Source organism: Nonomuraea insulae (assembly GCF_042656245.1).
This window is the reverse complement of sequence record NZ_JBHSPA010000023.1, coordinates 75,574-95,183: the sequence shown is the minus strand read 5'-3', so window position 1 is coordinate 95,183 and position 19,610 is coordinate 75,574. Positions and strand designations below refer to the sequence as shown.

16 protein-coding genes are annotated in these 19,610 nt (G+C 69.3%); 11 read left to right on the top strand and 5 right to left on the bottom strand.

The features are described from left to right. Positions 1-32: 32 nt before the first annotated feature. From ACFPZ3_RS18050 to ACFPZ3_RS18020, 7 genes are all read left to right on the top strand, one after another. Positions 33-1,673: a dynamin family protein gene (locus ACFPZ3_RS18050; protein ID WP_379515283.1), complete on the top strand. Its 1,641-nt coding sequence runs from the start codon at positions 33-35 to the stop codon at positions 1,671-1,673. Next, positions 1,670-3,301 (top strand): YfjP family GTPase, encoded by a 1,632-nt coding sequence (locus ACFPZ3_RS18045; protein ID WP_379515282.1) that lies wholly within the window; start codon positions 1,670-1,672, stop codon positions 3,299-3,301. The genes ACFPZ3_RS18050 and ACFPZ3_RS18045 overlap by 4 nt, the downstream gene beginning before the upstream one ends. Before the next feature lie 665 nt (positions 3,302-3,966). Beyond that, positions 3,967-5,130: a single-stranded DNA-binding protein gene (locus ACFPZ3_RS18040; protein ID WP_379515281.1), complete on the top strand. Its 1,164-nt coding sequence runs from the start codon at positions 3,967-3,969 to the stop codon at positions 5,128-5,130. A 1,191-nt stretch (positions 5,131-6,321) separates the two neighbouring features. Beyond that, positions 6,322-7,614: a sensor domain-containing diguanylate cyclase gene (locus tag ACFPZ3_RS18035; RefSeq protein WP_379515280.1), complete on the top strand. Its 1,293-nt coding sequence runs from the start codon at positions 6,322-6,324 to the stop codon at positions 7,612-7,614. A gap of 584 nt (positions 7,615-8,198) precedes the next feature. Beyond that, the gene (gene ettA / locus ACFPZ3_RS18030; protein WP_379515279.1) at positions 8,199-9,863 is read left to right on the top strand and encodes an energy-dependent translational throttle protein EttA; all 1,665 of its coding nucleotides are present in this window, start codon (positions 8,199-8,201) and stop codon (positions 9,861-9,863) included. A gap of 247 nt (positions 9,864-10,110) precedes the next feature. Continuing rightward, positions 10,111-10,428, top strand: a complete 318-nt coding sequence (locus ACFPZ3_RS18025; protein ID WP_379515278.1) for a Kelch repeat-containing protein — start codon at positions 10,111-10,113, stop codon at positions 10,426-10,428. Positions 10,429-10,457: 29 nt separating this feature from the next. After that, a complete protein-coding gene (locus tag ACFPZ3_RS18020; RefSeq protein WP_379515277.1) occupies positions 10,458-11,102 on the top strand; it encodes a hypothetical protein in 645 nt (214 codons plus the stop codon). 98 nt (positions 11,103-11,200) lie between these two features. Here ACFPZ3_RS18020 and ACFPZ3_RS18015 read toward each other — a convergent pair whose 3' ends face one another. Genes ACFPZ3_RS18015 through ACFPZ3_RS18000 form a run of 4 tightly spaced genes read right to left on the bottom strand, consistent with a single transcriptional unit; the run spans position 11,201 to position 14,903 of the window. Further along, on the bottom strand, positions 11,201-12,184 hold the full coding sequence (locus ACFPZ3_RS18015) for a helix-turn-helix domain-containing protein (protein ID WP_379515276.1): 984 nt from the start codon (positions 12,182-12,184) through the stop codon (positions 11,201-11,203). Between the two features lie 53 nt (positions 12,185-12,237). Further along, positions 12,238-12,639, bottom strand: coding sequence for a hypothetical protein (locus tag ACFPZ3_RS18010; protein WP_379515275.1), 402 nt, complete (start codon positions 12,637-12,639; stop codon positions 12,238-12,240). Positions 12,640-12,642: 3 nt separating this feature from the next. Further along, the gene (locus ACFPZ3_RS18005; protein ID WP_379515274.1) at positions 12,643-13,590 is read right to left on the bottom strand and encodes a ribonucleotide-diphosphate reductase subunit beta; all 948 of its coding nucleotides are present in this window, start codon (positions 13,588-13,590) and stop codon (positions 12,643-12,645) included. Then, a complete protein-coding gene (locus tag ACFPZ3_RS18000) occupies positions 13,587-14,903 on the bottom strand; it encodes an MFS transporter (protein WP_379515273.1) in 1,317 nt (438 codons plus the stop codon). The genes ACFPZ3_RS18005 and ACFPZ3_RS18000 overlap by 4 nt, the downstream gene beginning before the upstream one ends. 154 nt (positions 14,904-15,057) lie before the next feature. On the opposite strand from ACFPZ3_RS18000, the gene ACFPZ3_RS17995 reads away from it, so the two are divergent. The 4 genes from ACFPZ3_RS17995 (at position 15,058) to ACFPZ3_RS17980 (ending at position 17,472) form a co-directional block, all read left to right on the top strand. Further along, on the top strand, positions 15,058-15,570 hold the full coding sequence (locus ACFPZ3_RS17995; protein ID WP_379515272.1) for a VOC family protein: 513 nt from the start codon (positions 15,058-15,060) through the stop codon (positions 15,568-15,570). Positions 15,571-15,626: 56 nt separating this feature from the next. Beyond that, on the top strand, positions 15,627-16,034 hold the full coding sequence (locus tag ACFPZ3_RS17990; protein ID WP_379515271.1) for a Zn-ribbon domain-containing OB-fold protein: 408 nt from the start codon (positions 15,627-15,629) through the stop codon (positions 16,032-16,034). After that, positions 16,031-17,158: a thiolase C-terminal domain-containing protein gene (locus ACFPZ3_RS17985; protein ID WP_379515270.1), complete on the top strand. Its 1,128-nt coding sequence runs from the start codon at positions 16,031-16,033 to the stop codon at positions 17,156-17,158. Before ACFPZ3_RS17990 ends, ACFPZ3_RS17985 begins: the two co-directional genes overlap by 4 nt. 62 nt (positions 17,159-17,220) lie before the next feature. Then, on the top strand, positions 17,221-17,472 hold the full coding sequence (locus ACFPZ3_RS17980; protein ID WP_379515269.1) for an SCO4226 family nickel-binding protein: 252 nt from the start codon (positions 17,221-17,223) through the stop codon (positions 17,470-17,472). 55 nt (positions 17,473-17,527) lie between these two features. Here the strand turns inward: ACFPZ3_RS17980 and ACFPZ3_RS17975 are convergent, their stop codons facing one another. After that, entirely contained in the window at positions 17,528-19,609 is a 2,082-nt protein-coding gene (locus ACFPZ3_RS17975; protein ID WP_379515268.1) for an acetate--CoA ligase family protein, read from the bottom strand. Position 19,610 lies beyond the last annotated feature (1 nt).

Below are 19,610 nucleotides of genomic sequence, written 5' to 3'. Positions count from 1 at the left end.
AGGCAGCGGGAGCGGGTGAGCGGCTGGAGGAGTTGCCTGCCGAAGCGGCCGAGGCGCTCATGACCGCGCTCAACACCCTCCGTGAAAGCATCGCCGACCTGCGGTTCGGGCTGGACCTGCCCGGCTCGGACGAGGCCAGGCAGGCGCAGGCCGAACTGCTGGCTCAGCTTGAGGACTACGTTCTGCCCCGGGTCAGGACCAGCGCCGCCCCGGCCCTGATCGTGATCGCGGGCTCGACGGGCGCGGGCAAGTCCACCCTGGTCAACAGCCTGGCCGAGAAGAACGTCTCGCGTACAGGTGTACGCCGCCCGACCACCGGCACTCCGGTGCTGGCCTGCCACCCGGAGGACCACAAGTGGTTCGCTGAGGGCGAGCTGCTCGGCGGGCTGGAACGCCTCGACAAGGCGACCCCCGAGGCCGGGATGCGCAGCCTGGTCATCGTCGCGACCGAGAAGCTCCCGCAGGGCGTCGCGCTGCTCGACACCCCCGACATCGACTCGGTGGTCGAGGAGCACCACGAGATCGCGCACCGCATGCTCGACGCCGCCGACCTTTGGATCTTCGTGACCACGGCGGCCCGCTACGCCGACGCCCCCGCCTGGAACCTGCTGCGCCTGGCCAAGGAGCGCGGCGCCCGCCTGGCGATCGTGCTGTCGCGGGTGCAGCAGAAGTCCGCGGACGTGGTGCTGAAGCACTTCGCACGGATGCTGACCGAGTACGGGCTGGGCGACATCGACAGGTTCGTCATCCACGAGGCGAAGGTGGGCGACGGACGGCTGCCCGACAGCGAGGTCACCGACCTGCGGATGTGGCTGGCCGAGTTGTCGGTGGACGAGGGGCGGCGGGCGCAGGCCGTTCGCGAGACGCTGAACGGCGTGCTCAACAGCTTCCGCACGCGCGTACCCGCGCTGGCCAGGCACCTGGAGGCGCAGGTCGCGTTCAGGGCGGAGCTGCGCGGCGACGTCGAGGCGGCCTTCCTGAGCGCGCTCAACGAGATCGACAAGTCGTCGAAGAACGGCTCCCTGCTGCACGGCGAGGTGCTCGCCCGCTGGCAGGACTTCACCGGCTCCGGCGATCTCATGCGCTCGCTGCAACTGCGCAGGCGCGGGCGGGCGGCCAAGCAGGCGCCGGAGCGCGTGCTGGCGTTCAAGGCGGCGATACGCACCGGGCTCGAATCGGTCATCGTGGCCGCCGCCAACCGGGCCTCCGAGGAGGTGGTGGCGCGCTGGCGGCACCGTTCGGAGCTGGGCGCCAAGTTCGGGGAGAACCTCGACAGGCCGTCCGGTGATCTCGTACGGCACACCGGCCGGGCCATCGCGTCCTGGCAGGAGCATCTCAGCGAGCTGGTGCGCACGGAGGGTGTGGCCAAACGGTCGGTGTCGAAGCTGGTCTCGTTCGACCCCGACTCGCTCGCGTTGATCTTCATGGTCGCCATGTTCAGCGGCTCCAACGGCGAAGGCGTGCCACATCGGCTGGTCAACGCCCTGCTCGGCGCCGAGTCGCTGCGCGGCATCGGCTCCAAGGCGCTCAGCGACCTGCGGGCCAGGATCGGCATGTTGTTCGACGAGGAAGCCATGCGTTACGTGCAAGCGCTCGACTCCGCCGGCATTCCCGACGAGTCCGTCGCGACCCGGCTCTATCAGGCAACGTACAACCTCGAGGTCGCTCGATGACCACCACGACCACCACGACCAACAGACCAGGGCTCGCTCCGCGGTTGTCCGCGCTCACCAAGGTGGTGGAGCTGGGCCCGGGGCGGCTGGACAAGAAGCTGCTCAACGACGCCGGTGCGCTGCTGCTGCGGGCGGGCGACCGGCTCAAGCTGTCGTCCGAGCACACCGTGGTCGCCCTCGCGGGCGGCACGGGAAGCGGCAAGTCGTCGCTGTTCAACGCCATCTCCGGGCTTGAGCTGTCGCCGACCGGCGTACGCAGGCCGACCACCGCCCGTACCCACGCCTGTGTGTGGGGGCTGGAGGGCGCCGCGCCGCTGCTCGACTGGCTGCAGATCCACCACCGGCACCGCTTCTCGCGCGCCAGCGCGCTCGACAAGGGCGACAGCCAGCTCCACGGGCTCATCCTGCTCGACCTGCCCGACCACGACTCGATCAGGGCGCTCACCGACACCGAGGCCGACCGCCTCATCGGGCTGGCCGACCTGGTGGTGTGGGTACTCGACCCGCAGAAGTACGCCGACGCCTCCACGCACCGGCGCTACGTGACCGAGCTGGCCGGGCACGACGCGGTGACCGTGTTCGCGCTCAACCAGGCCGACCGGCTCACCGCCGAGGAGCTGGCCGAGCTGGTCATCGACCTCAACGACTTGCTGCGCAGGGAAGGCGTGGAGCATCCCAGCGTCGTACCGACCTCCGCGGTCACCGGCCGGGGCATCGAAAGCCTCAAGAGCGTCATCTCGACCGCGGTCGGCCGGCGGCGGGCCGCCATCCAGAAGATCGAGGCGGACCTGCACCGGCTGGAGCAGAAACTCAGCCAGGCCATGCCGATGGGGGAGGCGCTGTCCGCGCCGTCCACGGTCGACGACGCTCGCCGAATGGGGCTGACGGACGCGTTGTGTGACGCGGTGGGCGTACCGGCCGTGGGTGAGGCCATGGAGAACGTCTACGCGGAGCGGTCCAGCCGATGGGTCGGGTGGCCGTACCCGAGGTGGATCGGGAAGTTCCGTACCGACCCGCTCAAGAGCCTCCGGCTGGAGGACGTGGGGAAGGAGATCCGCGGCATCGCGACCACCTCGGTGAGCGCCCAGTCGGCCGAGGTCACCAACGCTGTGCAGGCGCTGACCGACGGGCTCTCCATGGGGATGCACCCGGTGTGGCGCACCGCCGTTCACCAGGCCGCCAGATCCCGCTCCAGCCAGCTCCCGCAAGCCCTGACCGAGGACCTCACGGAGGTGGCGCCGCAGCTCGACCGGGTGCCCGGCTGGTGGCGAGTGCTCAAGGTGTGGCAGTACTTCCTGGTGGTCGCCTTCGTGGCCGGGCTGGCCTGGCTGGCGGTCGGCCTGCTCATGCCCGGGCAGTTGCCACCCGCGCTCGAACTGCTGGGCGACAGCGCGACGTTGCCGTGGGTGGGCCTGATGATGGCTTCTGTACTGGGGCTCGGGGCGTTGTCCGGCATCGCCTCCCGGAACTTCGTGGAGCTGGGGGCTTCGCGGGAGCGGGAACGGCTTGAGCGGGAGATGCGGCGCAGGGTGGCGGCCGTGTCGGCGACGATGGTGGTGGAGCCTGTGGAGCGGGAGCTGGGGCGTCACCATGCCTTCTACACGGCCATGAGGGATTTGTCCGTTTGACCCGATACCGTCGAGCTGCTGGGCGGGCCGCCAACACGGCCCGCCCACCGCCAGCTCAGGGCTGCACTCTCCTCCCCGCCGCCAGCCTGGGGCTGCACGCCTCCTCGCTACCAGCCTGGGGCTGCACGCCTCCTCGCCACCAGCCTGGGGCTGCACGCCTCCTCGCCACCAGCCTGGGGCTGCACGCCTCCTCGCCACCAGCCTGGGACTGCACGCCTCCTCGCCACCAGCCTGAGGCTGCACGCTTCCCGCCACCAGATCGGGGCTGTACGCATCCCCGCCACCAGATCGGGGTTGCGCGCGGACGCCCTTCACCGCCAGATCGGGCTGCGAGCGGAACGCCCCCCAGACCTCGCACCACTTCGCCCAACCCTCGCCCAGCGGCAATCACATCTCTGCGCCCTAAACCATTTCCTTGCCCCCAGACCTCGCACCACTTCGCCCAACCCTCGCCCAGAGGCAATCACATCTCTGCGCCCTAAACCATTTCCTTGCCCCCAGGCATCGCGCCGCATCTCCCGCTTCCCCCGCCCCTTCGTCCACAGGCACCCCCACCCCCGCACCCCTCGTCCACAGAACCGCGTTCGGTCGCCCCCGCCCCCGCCCTCCCACGGCACCGTGTTCCCAGATCGCGGGCAGTCCGCCCGCCATAGGGGAGGCACGGGATGAACGACATCTACATCACGCTCACCGGCAACGTCGCGGCAGAGCCGAGGCAATACAGTTTCGACGAGGGCGTCAAGGTCACCTCGCTGAGGGTGCTCACCTCGCACCGCTACTTCGACAAGAAGACGGGCCAATGGGTGGACGGTGAGAAGGTCTGCTTCACGGTCCGCTGCTGGCGCGCGTTGGGAGAAAACGTCGCAGCCTCCGTACGGGCGGGCAACCCCGTGGTGGTGTCGGGCAAACTGCGCATCCGCGAGTTCGGCGCCGAGGGGGATCGCCGCTTCATGCCGGAAATCGAGGCCAGCGCGGTGGGGCACGACCTGCGCTGGGGCACCGGCGCCTTCACCAAGCCGGAACGGGGCGGCGGTGTCGGCTCGATGAGCAGGGAGATGCGCGACCGACTGGACGAGGAGACCCGCGACTGGGCAATGGGCCCCCGCTCCCAGCGCTCCCTGGGCCGCCCGGGACGCGGCGACGAAAGCACCCTCCACCCCTTCGCCGCCGACCCCGACCCGATGCGCCCTCTGGGCCTGGACGAGAGCACCGTACGCCCCCTGAACTCGGACGACGGCGCCGTCCGAGTTCAGGGACCGGACGACGGCGCCGTCCGCACGCTGGGACCGCACGACGGCGCCGTACGCACGCTGGGACCGGACGACGGCGCCGTACGCACGTTGGGGTCGGACGGCGCCGTACGCACGCTGAGCTCGGGAGGCGGGGCCCGCACATCAGGGCCGGAGGAGGAGGCCGTAGGCGCGCTGGGATCCGAGTCCGAAACGGTGCGCACCTCGGGGATGGACGAGGACGCTGCCCACACACCCTGGTCAGACGAGGGAGCCACCCGCTCGCTGGGGTCGGGCGGTGGCGCGGTGCGTGCGTCGGAGTCGGAGGGCGGCGCGGTGCGTGCATCGGGGTCGGAGGGCGGCGCGGTGCGTGCATCGGGGTCGGAGGGCGGCACCGCGCGTGCGTCAGGGTCGAGGCCGGGGGACGGTGCCCGGCGCACGTTGGAGTCAGGGGCCGGCGCCGTGCGCACATTCAGGTCAGGCGATGACACGGTTCGCATCCTGGGTGCCGAGGACGATGGCAAGGGACGCGAGGCGGGTGCCGATGAAGAGGGCGGCGACGGAGAGCAGTCGAGGATGGAGGAGTTCGCCGCAGCGTAGCAACGGGCAGATGTAGACGGCCCTGGCCGCAGGGGGCACCGACCACTAATGCGGTGCCCTCCGCGCGCTTCCACATCCCCGATCCCAGTAACGTGCACATCGTCCGGGCGTAGGCCATCACGTGGGTGAGGCCGGGCCGACTTCGCTGGCCGCATGGCAGGCCAGGTCAAGCAGGTGCGCGTGCATCGGCGTGGCCGCTTCGCCGGCCGCAGATACGGCATCTCCGGCTGCATGGCGTGGGGCCGTCACGTGGGTGGGGCCGGGTCAGCTTCGCTGGCTGGACGGATGGTTGCAGGCGTTTGGCGATGCGCCCTGGTGGCGCTGGCGAGGGGCTTCGCCTGTCCGTGGCGATGCCGTCATCGCAGGAGAGAGGCGACCCGAGCGGAGGGGGTCGCCGTAGCGGAGAGAGGCGCCCCCGGCGAAGAGGGGTGGCCGTAGCGGAGAGGGGGTTCTGGCGGGGAGGGGTGGTCCATGTGGAGGTGGGGGTCTGGCGGAGAGAGGCGACCCTAGCGGAGGGGGGTGGCTCTGGCGGGGACGGGCGGTCCATATGGAGGGGGGGCTCTGGCGGAGAGGCGACCCTAACCGAGACAGGCCATCCGGCGCGGTGGCGAAGCCTGCCGAGTTGGCTGCCGACGCCTGCCCGGTGAATGCCTGCCCTGTGAAGGGGTGCCTGGTGGACGCCGTGCCGATTGCACGCTTGCCCGGTGAATGGGTGCCTGGTGGATGCGTGCCTGGTGCGGCGCTTGCCCGGTGAATGCTGCCCGGTGAATGCCTGCCTGGTGGACGCTGTGCCGGTTGCGACGCCTGCTCAGTGAATGCGTGTCCGGTGGATATCGGCCCGGTGGATGTCGGGCTGGTGGATGTCTGCGCAGCAGCGGTGGGGGTGGGGTGTGTGGTGGGGGGAAAGGCGCAGGGGACGGTTGGGATGGGGGAGAGGGGGGAGGGGGCATCGGCCGGGTCCCGTTGACACCCCGAGGGGCGGCCGATGGTGTGTTGCCCGCGTCAGATGGCTAGAGCATCTGTCAGGTCCAGGTCACGCCCCGCACCATGGCTGCTCCTTTCCAGCACGGCTTCATGACGGCCCGCTCGTGGAGTGAGCAGGTGTGGTCATTGCCAACGTATCGGTTCCCATCGCGCAACGCACACTCCGCAATTATTGTGTTACACATCGTTAGTCAGGGAGGAGACGAGATGGCGGTGACCAGTCACGTCCTGATCAAGTCACGCGACGGTGTGTCAACTCTGGCCGATCGCTGGCCATTGCTAGGGCAACGTCGTCCACTCGTGGTCTACTTGTGCGCGATTGTCGCTCTTGACGTTGTTGCGATCATCATGTTCGGGGCGTCCACCGTTCTTCAGTGGCGGGACGTGCTGACGTTCGGCGCCCTCATGGGGTGTGGTGCGGTGTGCATCGAGGCGAGCAGGCGCCTGGGCATGCCCGCCGGAGTGTCGCGAGACCTGTTGTCGGCTTGGTGGTTGCCGGTGGCGTTGCTCTTGCCGCCGGTTTATGCCCTTTTCGCACCCATTGTGCTGCAGTTTCTGCTTCAGGTACGTGTACGGGCGACGGTGCTGTATCGCCGGGTGTTCAGCTCGGCCGCTATTGGGCTGGCTGGTTGCACGGCTTCGGTGGTGTTTCACCGGTTTGTGGACGATCCTGGGGTTTTGTCTCGGGGGAGCGGTCCGCCGATCCTCATCGCGGTGGCGGCCGCCGTACTGTTCTCCCTGCTCAACATCGCGCTCATCGCCATCGCCGCCCACACCGCCGATCCCGACATCACCTGGCGGGGAGTTCTGTGGGACAGGGAGAGCGTGCTGCTGGACATCGTCGAACTGTGCCTCGGCATCACGGTGTCCATCTGCTGCGGTCTCAACCTGGGCCTGCTGGTTCTCACGTTGCCGCCCGTGGTGCTGCTGCAGCGCAGCCTTCTGCATGCTCAGCTCCAAGCCGCGGCCCGTACCGATGCCAAGACCGGGTTGCTCAACGCGGCCGCCTGGCAGCGCGAGGCCGACACCGAGATCGTCCGGGCCCGCCGCACCGGTGACACGCTGGCGTTGCTGATCATCGACATCGACCACTTCAAACGCGTCAACGACGCTCACGGCCATCTGGTCGGTGATCAGGTACTGGTCGGGGTGGCGTCGATGTTGCGCAGCCAGCTACGTGACTACGACGTGGTGGGGCGGTTCGGAGGTGAGGAGTTCGTCGTCCTGCTGCCGGGAGCCGATATCGACGAGGCCCGGCGGGTGGCCGAACGGCTGCGCGTCCGCATCGGGCACATGGCTGTCCCTGTTGATGACACCCTGGTCAGGGTCACCATCTCGGCTGGTGTGGCGTTGATGAACGTGCATGGTGACGATCTGATTGATTTGCTGACGGCTGCGGATCTGGCGCTTTATCGGGCGAAAGAACTGGGGCGGGACCGTGTGTGCATTCCCGCCGTCCAGCCGCCGCCCCCCTCCCTCCCAAACGACACCACCGCCTGAGCCTCCCCTCTCCCCTCTCCCATCTTCCGTCTCCGCGTCGGGCTCGCGTGGAGTGCGCAGGGCCTGCGTGGAGTTGTGTCGGGCTGGCATGAGTAAACAGGGCCAGTGTGAGTGGGTCGAGTCCGCGTGGAGTGTGTTGGGCTCGTGTGAAGTGGAGTGTGTCGGGCAAGCGTGAGTGCGTCGAGTCCGCGTGGAACGTGTTGAGCTCGGATGAAGTGTGGCGGGCCTGTGTGAAGTGGAGTGTGTCGGGCCGGCGTGAGTGCGCTGAGCTCGGATGGTGTGCGCTGAGCTCCGGTGGTGCTGAGCTCCCGGTGGTGTGCGCTGAGCTCCGGTGGTGGTGCTGAGCTCCGGTGGTGGTGCTGAGCTCCCGGTGGTGTGCGCTGAGCTCGGGTGGAGGTTCAGGGGGAGGTGGGCGGGTTTGCCGAGGAGATCGGGTGGTTGTGGGGTCGCTGCTGTTGGGCTGCTGGTGGGGGTGTTGTGAGGCCCGCAGAGGGGGGCGTGTCTGGTGTGCGCAGACGTCGGGTCCCAGGGCGTACTCGCGGAGAGCGGCGGAAGCCTGGGTTGGGAGCCCCTAAGCTAGAGGCATGCCGGAGTACATCTACACGCTGCAGCGCGTGCGCAAGGCGCATGGCGACAAGGTTGTCCTTGACGACGTCACGCTGTCGTTCCTGCCCGGAGCCAAGATCGGTGTCCTGGGGCCGAACGGCACCGGGAAGTCGACGCTGCTTCGGATGATGGCCGGCCTGGACCAGCCGTCCAATGGTGAGGCCAAGCTCATGCCGGGCTTCTCGGTCGGCATGCTCCAGCAGGAGCCGCCGCTCAACGAGGAGAAGACCGTCCTCGGCAACGTGCAGGAGGGTGTCGCCGAGACGATGGCGATGCTCCAGCGCTACAACGACATCGCCGAGCAGATGGCCACCGACTACAGCGATGATTTGCTGGAGGAGATGGGCAAGCTGCAGGACCAGTTGGAGCACCGCAACGCCTGGGAGCTTGACAGTCAGCTTGAGCAGGCCATGGACGCCCTGCGTTGCCCCCCGCCCGACGCCGACGTGACCACGTTGTCCGGTGGTGAGCGCCGCCGGGTCGCGTTGTGCAAGCTGCTGCTTGAGGGGCCTGACCTGTTGCTCCTCGACGAGCCCACCAACCACCTCGACGCGGAGAGCGTGCAGTGGCTGGAGCAGTACCTGGAGAAGTACGCCGGCACGGTCCTGGCCGTCACCCACGACCGCTACTTCCTTGACAACGTCGCCGGCTGGATCCTGGAGCTCGACCGGGGCCGGGCATACGCGTACGAGGGCAACTACTCCACCTACCTGGAGGCCAAGGCGCAGCGCCTCAAGGTCGACGGGCAGAAGGACGTCAAGCGGAAGCGGCGCCTCGAGGACGAGTTGGAGTGGGTCCGGTCCAATCCGAAGGCCCGCCAGACCAAGAGCAAGGCTCGCCTCCAGCGTTATGAGGAGATGGCGGCCGAGGCCGACAAGCATCGCAAGCTCGACTTCGACGAGATCCAGATCCCGCCGGGCCCGCGTCTGGGCACCACGGTGATCAGGTCCGAGGTGTTGACCAAGGGGTTCGGAGACCGGCTGCTGATGGAGGGGCTGACGTTCGACCTGCCGCGCAACGGCATCGTCGGCATCATCGGCCCCAACGGCGTCGGCAAGACCACACTGTTCCGCATGATCACTGGTAGCGAGACACCCGACACCGGTTCGATCACGGTCGGTGACACGGTCAAGATCTCCTACGCGGACCAGAGCCGTGGCGGCATCGACCCCAAGAAGAACGTCTGGGAGGTCGTCTCCGACGGGCTCGACCACATCAAGGTCGGCAACGTGGAGATGCCGTCGCGGGCGTACATCGCGGCGTTCGGGTTCAAGGGGCCCGACCAGCAGAAGAAGGCCGGGGTGTTGTCGGGCGGCGAGCGCAACCGGCTCAACCTGGCGCTCACGCTCAAGCAGGGCGGCAACGTGCTGCTGCTGGACGAGCCGACCAACGACCTCGACACCGAGACGCTGTCGTCGCTGGAGAACGCGCTGCTCGACTTCCCGGGCTGCGCGGTGATCACCTCGCACGACCGGTGGTTCCTCGACCGCATCGCCACGCACATCCTGGCGTGGGAGGAAGGGTCGAACTGGTTCTGGTTCGAGGGCAACTTCGCCGACTACGAGAAGAACAAGATCGAGCGGCTGGGGGCCGATGCGGCGCGTCCGCACCGGGTGACCTACCGCAAGCTGCACCGGGACTGATCCCGGCGTTCATGGTGTGGGTGTCCCGGCCCCGTGGTGAGTGTGCCATGGGGCGGTGATGCCGTGGTTCGGGCATGCCCGGAAGTGGTGTGCCGTGCTGTACGCGCGCCGCGGGTTCGAGGGGTTCGAGCTCCCGTGATGCGTCGCGTGCTGTGTAGGCGGTGACCCCATGGTGCTGATGCGCCATGGGGTCGTTGCTGTTCCATGGCGTGGGTCCCGGTGGCGTGGGTCTGATGGTGTCTCCCGGGTGTCCTGCGGCGGGATCGACGGCAGGCTCTACTGCGCGGGCGGCACGGACGGGGCCGCCACCTCGACCGGCGCCTACGCCTGCGACCTGAAGGCCAACGCCTGCGACCCGAAGGCCAACGCCCTGCGACCCGAAGGTCAACGCCTGGTCGCCGACCTGCCGCTGGACCTGGTGGGCTCCGCGTACGCGGTGGCCAACGGCAAGTTGCTGGTCTCGGCCGGCTTCAGTCTCGGCCTCGGAGCGTCACCAACGAGTGCTTCGCCTGCGACCCGGCGTCGAACTCCTGGAGCCCGCTGCCCAACGCCGACGTCGCGCTGACGGGCGCGGCGGGGGCCACCGGCTTCTCCGTGGTCGGCGGCACGGTCGCGACGACGGAGGTGCCGGTCGTCACGGCCAGGTGGCTGTCCGGCTACGACCGGCATGGTCGCGACGACGGGGTGCCGGTCGTCACGGTCAGGTGGCTGTCCGGCTACGACCGGCATGGTCGCGACGACGGGGGTGCCGGTCGTCACGGCCAGGTGGCTGCCCGGCTACGACCAGCCGTACGCCGACGTGCCGTGGTTGTCGGACAGGGCGTCCAGGACGGAGCTGCGAGCCGGTCGGCCAGGGCGTCCAAGACGGAGTTGCGGGCCGGGCAGAGCGCCAAGGTCACCGTGACTCTCGACGCGGGGCGGCGTACGACGAGCATGCTCAGCGCGTACACGGGGGCGGTGACGCTCGTGACGGACTCCCCGCACCAGGCCGAGCCCGTGCCGGTGACGATGAAGGTGCGGCCGCCCAGGTCCTGGGCCCGCGTCACCGGCACGGTGAGCGGCCCCGGCGGGCCGCTGGCGGGGGCGTCGGTACGAGTGGAGTACGGCCCCGGTGGGCCGCTGGCGGGGATGTCGGTGCGAGTGGAGTACGGCCGCGGCGGGCAGACGGTCGTGACGGGGGCCGACGGCCGGTACGAGGCCTGGCTGGAGCGCGGTCCGGTGAAGATCACGGCCCGGTGAAGATCGCGGTGATCATGGAGGGCTACCGCCCGGTCACCGCGTCCGCCCGCGTCAGCGGCGGCGACAACGGCGGTCAAGGACGTCCTGCTGACCAAGGACTAGGACCACCATCTGCGGCGAGCCGCCAGCACACCCGCCTGGAACCGGCTCGTCGCGGACAACCGGGCCATCAGCTCCTGAATCCGGCGCTGCACGGTCCGGTAGCCGATGCCGAGCTGCCGGGCGATCGCCTCGTCCGACAGCCCGTGCGCGAGCAGGGAGACGATCCGCCGCTCGACATCGCTGAGCGGCGGGTCGTCGCCCGGCTCCTCGGAGAGGGCGGAGACGACCGCGAAGGGCTGCGCCTGCGCCCACAACATCTCGAACAGCGTGGACAAGGCGTCCAGCAGGGAGGAGGGATGCACCAGGATGCACGAGTCGAGCACCCTGGGCGTCGCCCGCAGCGGGATCAGCCCGAGGTCGTCGTCGGAGAGGATCATCTTCATCGGCACGTTCGGGAAGATCCGCACCTCCTCCCCGTCGGCCACGCCGTGCTCGAGCAGTTCGGCCTTCCCGTCCATCCGCAACATGCCGCGCTCGTGGATGAAGCGCCGCCTGATGTCGCGGTCGGTGATGTTGGCGGCGGAGGAGATCCGGCCGCCCTCGTTGGTGTGCGAGTAGGGTGGCGCGTCGATGCCCCGGATGGCGTCCTTGGCCCGCCGCAACAACTGCCGGCCGCACCGGGCCACGGCGTCGGGCCCCGAGATCACCTCGACCAGTTCGGCCGCGTCCCGCCCGGAAGGTTCCCTGCGATGCCGCTCGCCCAGGTGCTGCGCCAGCGCGCGGACGCGTTCGATGTCGCGTTCGCGGGCCAGCAGCAACACCTCGATGGCGGGTTCGGGGGGCAGGGCGGCGTAGCGTACCGGCTGGCCGGGCACGCGGCTGATCAGCCCGCGGTCCTCCAGCCGTTGTAACACCTTGCCGAGCACGTCAGGCTCGACGGTGGTCAGCGTGGCCAGCTCGTTCTCCGTGAGCGGACTGCCGCCGACCAGCGCCAGATACGCCTCCTCACCCCAGTGATCGACCCCCAGCACTTCGAGCACGATGACTCCTCCCAGCTCCGGGGAGATGCTAGAGGACCCACATGACCCGGCTGTTAAGGCACCCTGGCCAGCACACCGAGGGACTCCACGAAGAAGTAGATCACCCGGAAGAACCCCAGCACGTCTCCGCGTTCGAGGCGCAGGCCCCGATACATCACGATCCGCCCGGGATCGGCGCCCTCCCGCAGCTCCCGCCAGGTGGCCTCGGAGGCCGCCAGCACGTGGTCGGCCGCGCTCGGATCAGCGGTGATCTCCGCCTGCGCGCACTTGCCGTCCTTCCACTCCAGCAGAAGGTACGCGCCCGTCTCCCGCACGCCCAGCGCCCACGTGGCGGTGTAGCCGGAGCGGGCCCGGTCGATCCACTGCCAGTAGGACGGCAGCTTGCCATCCTGCTCGGGCCCGGCGTCCACGGCGACGCGCACGGCCTCGGCCCATTCGTCGGTGAAGAAGCGCATCTCTCAGCCCCCGGCGAGCTCGGGTTCGATACGGGAGACCATGTCCTGGATATCCGGCGCGAGCGCGATGCCCACGTCGGTCAGCTTCATGTGGAGCTGACGGATCATGAGCCGTCTGACCTCCTCCGGTGACCACCCCAGTGACTCCAGCGCCAGCCGCCTGCTGGTGGCGCCGTTGATGGCCAGGATCGTCCGCAACGTCTCGTGGATCTGCAGCAGCAGCCGCGGATCCTCCTGTACGGAGTCACGCAGGAACCGCATCCCGAACTGCACGTGCCTGGCCTCGTCGCGGCACGTGGCGGTGAACCCGGTGTAGTAGCCGGGAAGGAAGCCCCGCTCCCTGCAGTAGGTCAGCGTGATCTTCATCACGGACAGCGCCAGCACACCCTCGATCCAGAGGAAGTACGTGGTCCCGTAGCGCACCCTGGCGGCCGGGTCCTCGGGATCCTTGCGCAGTTCGTCGGCCTGGTACGCCAGCAGCCCGAACGGCCCCACGAACGTCTCCGACACGTGCTCGAACGACGCGTCCAGCACCTCCTGCACCGAGTCGCCCGGCATGCCGACCACCTCGCGGTAGAAGCGGTCGAAGAACACCGTGTGCCGGGCCTCGTCCTCGATCTGGCTGGACATGTAGATCTTGGACTCCTCGGAGCCGCCCATCATGAAGACCGGCAGCTCCACCTCCACCTGCCGCTCCCCGTGGTGGAAGCCGGCGGAGATCCCGACAAAGGCGTCGCGCTCCTCCTGCGTCATGCGCTCGCGCCAGTCGATCACGTCCTGGGAGAAGTCGAGCTCGTAGACATCCCACCGCTGGCGCAGGTAGCGCTTGTAGAGCTCGGTGAAGCTGGGCAGTCGCTTGAGGTCGCGGTGCACGTAGGCCAGCACGTCGTCAATGTCGAGGTCGCGGATGCCGCGTAGATCGGAGTCGGCGACGTTGGACAGGTCGGTCATACCTCCGCCTTTCCGGCGGCGACCGGGGCGGGAGTGCGGGCGGGGCGCCGCCAGGGCCCATTGAACAGCAGGATCGCCGGGATGAACAGGACGAGGCAGCCCAGCGCGACGTACAGCCACGTCTGCCAGTTCGTGGCCTCCACCACGCGCGGGATGACCAGCAGCCCGATCACGGCGATGCCCTTGCTGAGGAACCCGAACATCCCCCACGCGGTGCCCTGCAGGCGCGGGTCGGCGTCCTCGGCGTCCTCGGAGTAGTTGGCCATCCAGGGGGCGTAGGCGATGCCGAGCGAGCCGCCGAGCAGCGCGCCGATCACCATGAGCGTGCCGGTGGAGACGCCTTCCTGGCCGAGCGAGACGGCCAGGTACGCAGTGACGATGACGGCCGCGACCGTGCCGGCGAGCGAGAACGGCTTCCTGAGCTGCGTGCGGTCGGACAGCCGCCCGGTCACGATCAGGGTGATGAGGTTGAGGCTCCAGAACGCCGCCATGATCGTGGAGGCTTCCGCGCTGCTGATGCCCAGCGCCCCGACCAGCATGGTCTGCCCGAACAGCGACAGCGTGAGGTAGAGCACCAGCCACAACGAGATCCCGACGACGTGCGCCCAGATGTTGCGCCGGCGGAACAACGTGCGCATCCGCGCCGGCTGGGTGAGGTCCACGACGTCGGCCGAGCTGCGCTCGGTGTGCTGGATCCTGGCGCGCAGTTCGGGGGAGAGGTCGGCGATGTTGAGCGCGATGACGATGGAGATGACCAGCGAGAAGCAGCCCATGATGACGAACTGGGAGCGCCACGAGTTGTCGAAGATCGGCAGTGTCCAGCCGGCGACGGCCGCGGCCAGGAAGTTCGCGCCGACGGGGCCCCAGGTCCAGAAGCCGAACGCCTGGGCCCGCCCGAGACGCGGCGAGAAGTCGCGGATCAGCGGTGCGGTGCTGGCCATGGCCACGCCGTCCACGAACGCCAGCACGATTCTGGCGATCAGCAGGTCACGTGGGCTGTGCACGAGCGTCATGGCGAAGCAGCACACGGCTGTCAGCGCCATGAGCGGGATGAGCAGCCGCACCCGGCCGAGCCGGTCGGTGAGCCGGCCGCCCAGGATGGAGGCGATCGCTCCGACCACCGCCGCCCCGCCGGACACCGCGCCGTAGGTGGTGAGCGACATGTCGAGGTCTTTGAGCAGTAGCGGAACGACGGGCGCGATCTGCCCTTCGTAGGAGCCGATGAGGATGGCCAGCACGGCCATGGCCAGGATTTTCATGCGTCGTGCGCCGGTCGGGTACTCGTCGAGCTCTCGGACGTAGGACAGCCTCATGGCCAGCCTTTCTGATCGGGCCGAACCCCCCGTGCTGTTCTAGAAGCAAGCTCTAGAATCTATTTCTGTGATGCTGCCCCTCACAGGAGTCGTCGTCAAGAGTGAGTGGCTAGAATGAAATTCTAGGATTCCCGATAGTGAGGAGCCCCAAAGCGTGGACCTGGAACTGGACGGCCTCGAAGTACTTTTCGACCACACGGCCGTGGCCGCGCCCCGGATAAGGGATCTGCTGCCGATCTACCGCGACCTGCTCGGCGGCCGGCACCTGGGCGGCGGCGGCGACAACCGGAGCGCCGGATACCGGATTCTGCAGCTCACCTATCCCAACGGCGGCAAGGTCGAACTGATGGAACCGCTGGCCGGATCCACGTTCTTCGACAGCTTCTTCGAGCTCAGCAGGGGCAGGGGTGGCGTCCACCACCTGAACTTCCACGTCAACGACCTGGACGCGGCGGTGGCCAGGCTGACCGCCCGCGGTTACCGCCTGCACGGGCTCAACCGGGCCGACTCCCGCTGGCAGGAGGTGTTCCTGCACCCGAAGGAGGCGCACGGCGTGCTGATCCAGCTCGCCCAGCGGGGCCCCCGCGCCCCCGGCGAGGTGCGTTCGACGCTGGAGGAGGTGCTGGCAGGACGCGGGCGGAACGGCAACGGCATCCCCAGCCCTTGAATCCTGGCAGAGCCTAGATCTAGAGTGGAATTCTAGAACTAGGATTGGGGAGGCCGATGAAGCCGGCACCTAAGCCCACGCCAGAGACGCAACCGTTCTGGGACGGCACGGCCGCGGGCGAGCTGCGGATCCAGCGCTGCCAGACGTGCGCGCGGCACTACTTCTACCCGCGGCCGAACTGCCCCCGCTGCGGCGGCGACCAGGTCGAATGGGTGCGCGCCAGCGGTCGCGCGACCCTGTACTCCTACGTCATCAACCACCGCCCCGCGCCCGGTTTCGAGGACGAGGGCCCGTACGCGATCGCCGTCGTGGAACTGGAGGAGGGCGTGCGCATGATGACGAACATCGTGGGCGTGGCCAACACGCCTGAGAACCTGCCGCTGGACATGGAGCTGCGGGTGGTGTTCGAGCAGCGCGGGGACGTCTCCGTGCCGCTGTTCGAGCCGGCCGGAGGTGCCCGATGACCGTGGTGATCGCGGGCGCCGCCGAGACCGACGAGGTGGGCCGCCTTCCCGGCCACTCGACCCTGCAACTCCACCTGGAGGCCGCCAGGAACGCGCTGGCCGACGCGGGCATGAGCATCCACGACATCGACGGCGTCGCCACGGTCGGCACGCCGGGCCCGATCCAGATCGCCCACGCCCTCGGGATCACGCCCGCCTGGCTGGACGGCACGGGTGTGGGCGGGTCGTCGTTCCTGTTCCACGTGCGGCACGCGGCCGCCGCCATCAAGGCCGGCCTGTGCCGCACCGTGCTGATCACTCACGGGGAGTCGGGCAAGTCGCGGGTCGGGGCCGGGCGGTACGGGATGGGGATGGACTCCCTGCTGGGGCAGTTCGAGCTGCCGTACGGGGTGGTGGGGCCGCCCACGTCGTTCACGATCACGGCGCTGCGCTACATGAAGGAGACCGGGCTCACGCACGAGCAGCTCGCCGGGGTCGCGGTGGCGCAGCGGCGCTGGGCCCACCTCAACCCCAGGGCGATGTACCAGGACCTCGTCACGGTCGAGGACGTGCTGGCGTCGCGCCTGGTCGCCTACCCCTTCCACCTGCTGGAATGTTGCCTGGTGACCGACGGCGGCGGCGCGCTGATCGTCACCACGGAGGAGGTGGCCCGCCGCTCGCCGGTCTACCTGCTGGGCTCGGGGGAGTCGGCCGACTCGCCGATCATCTCCCAGATGGAGGACTTCACCACCTCCAAGGGCTTCCGGCTGTCGGGCGAGGCCGCCTTCGCCGAGGCCAAGATCACCCACGAGGACGTGGACCACCTCATGGTGTACGACGCCTTCGCCCACGTGCCGATCTACGGCCTGGAGGACCTGGGCTTCGTCGGCCGTGGCGAGGCGGGGGCGTTCATCACCGAGGGCCACACCTCACCCGGCGGGCGCCTGCCGCTGAACACGAACGGCGGCGGCCTGTCGTACACGCACACCGGGATGTACGGCATGTTCGCCATCCAGGAGTCGGTGCGCCAGCTCCGCGGCGAGGCGGCGGCCCAGGTGCCAGATGTGGAGGTGAGCGTGGTGCTGGGCAACGGCGGCATGTTCGCCTCCGCCGCGACGCTGGTCCTGTCGAACCGCCTGCCTTGACCTGGAACGTGATGGAACGCCTCCTGGGGGAAAGGGCACACCTGACAGGAGGAGGGTTCGCGATGCCGAAATTCATGGACGTGCACAGCGGATTCCACGGCGCCACGGAGGAACAGCTTCGGGAGGCGCACGAGCGTGACCTGGCGATCGAGGACGCCGAAGGAGTGCACTTCGAGCGCGCCTGGCTCGACCCGGACTCCGGCAAGGTGTTCTGCCTGTCGTCGGGGCCGTCCAAGGAGGCGGTGCTGCGCGTACACGAGAAGGCGGGACACCCGACGACGGAGATCTACGAGCTCCCGATCGAGGTGGAGTAAACGATGAGATGGGCGGCCCGCGGGCCGCCCATCTCCATCCGTCGCGGACGCGCGCCTAGCGCCAGGTCACCAGCGCGTCCAGGGCCTCCACCCGCGAACCCGCGACCAGCAGCGGGTTGATCTCAAGGGACTCCAGCCCGTCTCCCAGGGACTCGGCGAACGCGGCTATCCGGGCCACGACGTCGGCCACCGCGTCCAGGTCCGCCGCCTGGCCGCCCCTGATCCCGTTCAGCAGCGCCGTACCGCGCAACTCCGACAACGCCGTACGGATCTCCGCCGCGTCCACCGGCAGGACCCGCAGCGCCGTGTCACGCAGCACCTCGACCCAGACCCCGCCGAGCCCCACGGCCAGCGTGAGCCCCCAGGCGGGATCGCGTACGACGCCCACCAGCAGCTCGACCCCGCCACCGCGCTGCGGCTGGACGAGCACGCCGTCGAGCGACGGCACCGCGGCGACCACCTCCTGGTAGGCCCGCCGCACCTGTTCGGCATCCGCCAGCCCGAGCCGGACCCCGCCGATGTCGCTCTTGTGCCCGAGCCCCTCGGCCGCCACCTTGAGCACCACCGGATACCCGAACCCCTCGGCCGCCGCGACCGCGTCCGTCTCAGAACGGGCCAGCTCCGACGGCACCACCGGCAGCCCGGCCGAGGCCAGCAGCGCGGAGGCCCGGTGCTCGGCCCACACACCGTGTGCCCCCGGCGGCGGGCTGACGGCGCGGGGGAGCGCGGCGGGCCTGGACAGCGCCCTGTCCCGCATCTCCGACCACCGTACGGCCGCGCCGATGGCGTGCATCCCGTGCTCGATCCCGCCCGCCACGTACGGGAACCCGGTCTCCTGCTGCACCCGCCGCCCGAACTCGGTCACATCGGTCAGCACATTGCTCACCACCACGACCGGCACGGGGGAGGCGGCGATGCGCTGGGCACTGGCCGAGTACATGGCGAAGGCCGGGGCCGGGTCGAGCGGCGCCACCTTGGGCGGCTCCGACAGCAACATGATCAGGTCGATGCCCGGGTCGGCGGTCACCACCTCCAGCGCCCGGCCGAGCAGGGTGCGGTCGATGAGGACGTACCCGGTGACGTCGAGCGGGTTCTGCACGGTGCCGAAGGACGGGACGATCTCCGCCAGCCGCGCCACCGTCTCCGGCGCGAACGGCGGCAGCTCGAGCCCCTCGTCCTCGGCCCGGTCGGCGATGATCTCCGAGGCCCCGCCGGACGGGGTGACGACCCCGACCCGCCGCCCCGGCAGCGGCCCGGTGGAGCCCAGCAGCCCCGCCGTGATGATGAGGTCCTCCAGCGAACGCACCCTGACCACGCCGAGCTGGCGCAGCGCGGCGTCGATGACGTCGTCGTCGCCCACCAGTGCTCCGGTGTGCGCCTGCGCGGTGTGCGAGGCCAGCTTGCTCCGGCCGATCTTGAGCGCCACGATCGGCTTGCCCGCCTCCAGCGCCCGCCGCGCCACGCGGGCGAACTCGGCCGGGTTCCTGATGGTCTCCAGGAACAACGCGATGACCTTCGTGGCCGGATCGTCCACCAGATAGTCGATCACGTCGGTGACGGTGAGGACCGACTCGTTGCCCATGGAGGTCAGCAGGCTGACGCCCACGTTGCGGGCCTGCGCGAAGGCCAGCACGGAGCTGGCCAGCGCGCCGCTCTGCAACACCACGCCGACCTCGCCGCGCAGCAGCGGCGGGGGAATGGGCAGCCCGTACGGGGTGATGCCGGCGGCGGCGTTGATGTAGCCGTTGCCGTTCGGCCCGAGAATCGTCAGCCCGTTCTCCGCGGCGAACGCCGAGATCTCCGCCTCCAGCCGGGCCCCCTCCTCCCCGACCTCGCCGAACCCGGCCGTGAGGATCACGTAACACCGGATCCCCAGCTTGGCCCCCTCCCGCAACACACCCAGCACGGCCGTGGTCGGCACCATGACGTACGCCAGGTCCACCGGCTCGGAGATCTCCGTCAGGCTCCGGACGGCGGGCGAACCGTGCACCACGCCGCCGCGCGGGTTCACCAGGTGGACGGGCCCGGGGAAGCCGTGGGCACGCAGGTTGGCCAGCGTGCTGATCGACCACCCCGACTTGTCCGTGGCCCCGACCAGGGCGATGGAACGAGGGTTGAACAGTTCCCTGACCGGCATC

Excerpts from the sequence above, each read along its gene's own strand:
- ACFPZ3_RS18035 (WP_379515280.1), top strand. The coding sequence starts at position 6,322 with ATGGCGGTGACCAGTCACGTCCTGATCAAGTCACGCGACGGTGTGTCA.
- ettA (WP_379515279.1), top strand. The coding sequence starts at position 8,199 with ATGCCGGAGTACATCTACACGCTGCAGCGCGTGCGCAAGGCGCATGGC.
- ACFPZ3_RS18000 (WP_379515273.1), bottom strand. The coding sequence starts at position 14,903 with ATGAGGCTGTCCTACGTCCGAGAGCTCGACGAGTACCCGACCGGCGCA.
- ACFPZ3_RS17975 (WP_379515268.1), bottom strand. The coding sequence starts at position 19,609 with ATGCCGGTCAGGGAACTGTTCAACCCTCGTTCCATCGCCCTGGTCGGG.
- ACFPZ3_RS18005 (WP_379515274.1), bottom strand. The coding sequence starts at position 13,590 with ATGACCGACCTGTCCAACGTCGCCGACTCCGATCTACGCGGCATCCGC.
- ACFPZ3_RS17985 (WP_379515270.1), top strand. The coding sequence starts at position 16,031 with ATGACCGTGGTGATCGCGGGCGCCGCCGAGACCGACGAGGTGGGCCGC.
- ACFPZ3_RS18010 (WP_379515275.1), bottom strand. The coding sequence starts at position 12,639 with ATGCGCTTCTTCACCGACGAATGGGCCGAGGCCGTGCGCGTCGCCGTG.
- ACFPZ3_RS18045 (WP_379515282.1), top strand. The coding sequence starts at position 1,670 with ATGACCACCACGACCACCACGACCAACAGACCAGGGCTCGCTCCGCGG.
- ACFPZ3_RS17980 (WP_379515269.1), top strand. The coding sequence starts at position 17,221 with ATGCCGAAATTCATGGACGTGCACAGCGGATTCCACGGCGCCACGGAG.
- ACFPZ3_RS17990 (WP_379515271.1), top strand. The coding sequence starts at position 15,627 with ATGAAGCCGGCACCTAAGCCCACGCCAGAGACGCAACCGTTCTGGGAC.
- ACFPZ3_RS18040 (WP_379515281.1), top strand. The coding sequence starts at position 3,967 with ATGAACGACATCTACATCACGCTCACCGGCAACGTCGCGGCAGAGCCG.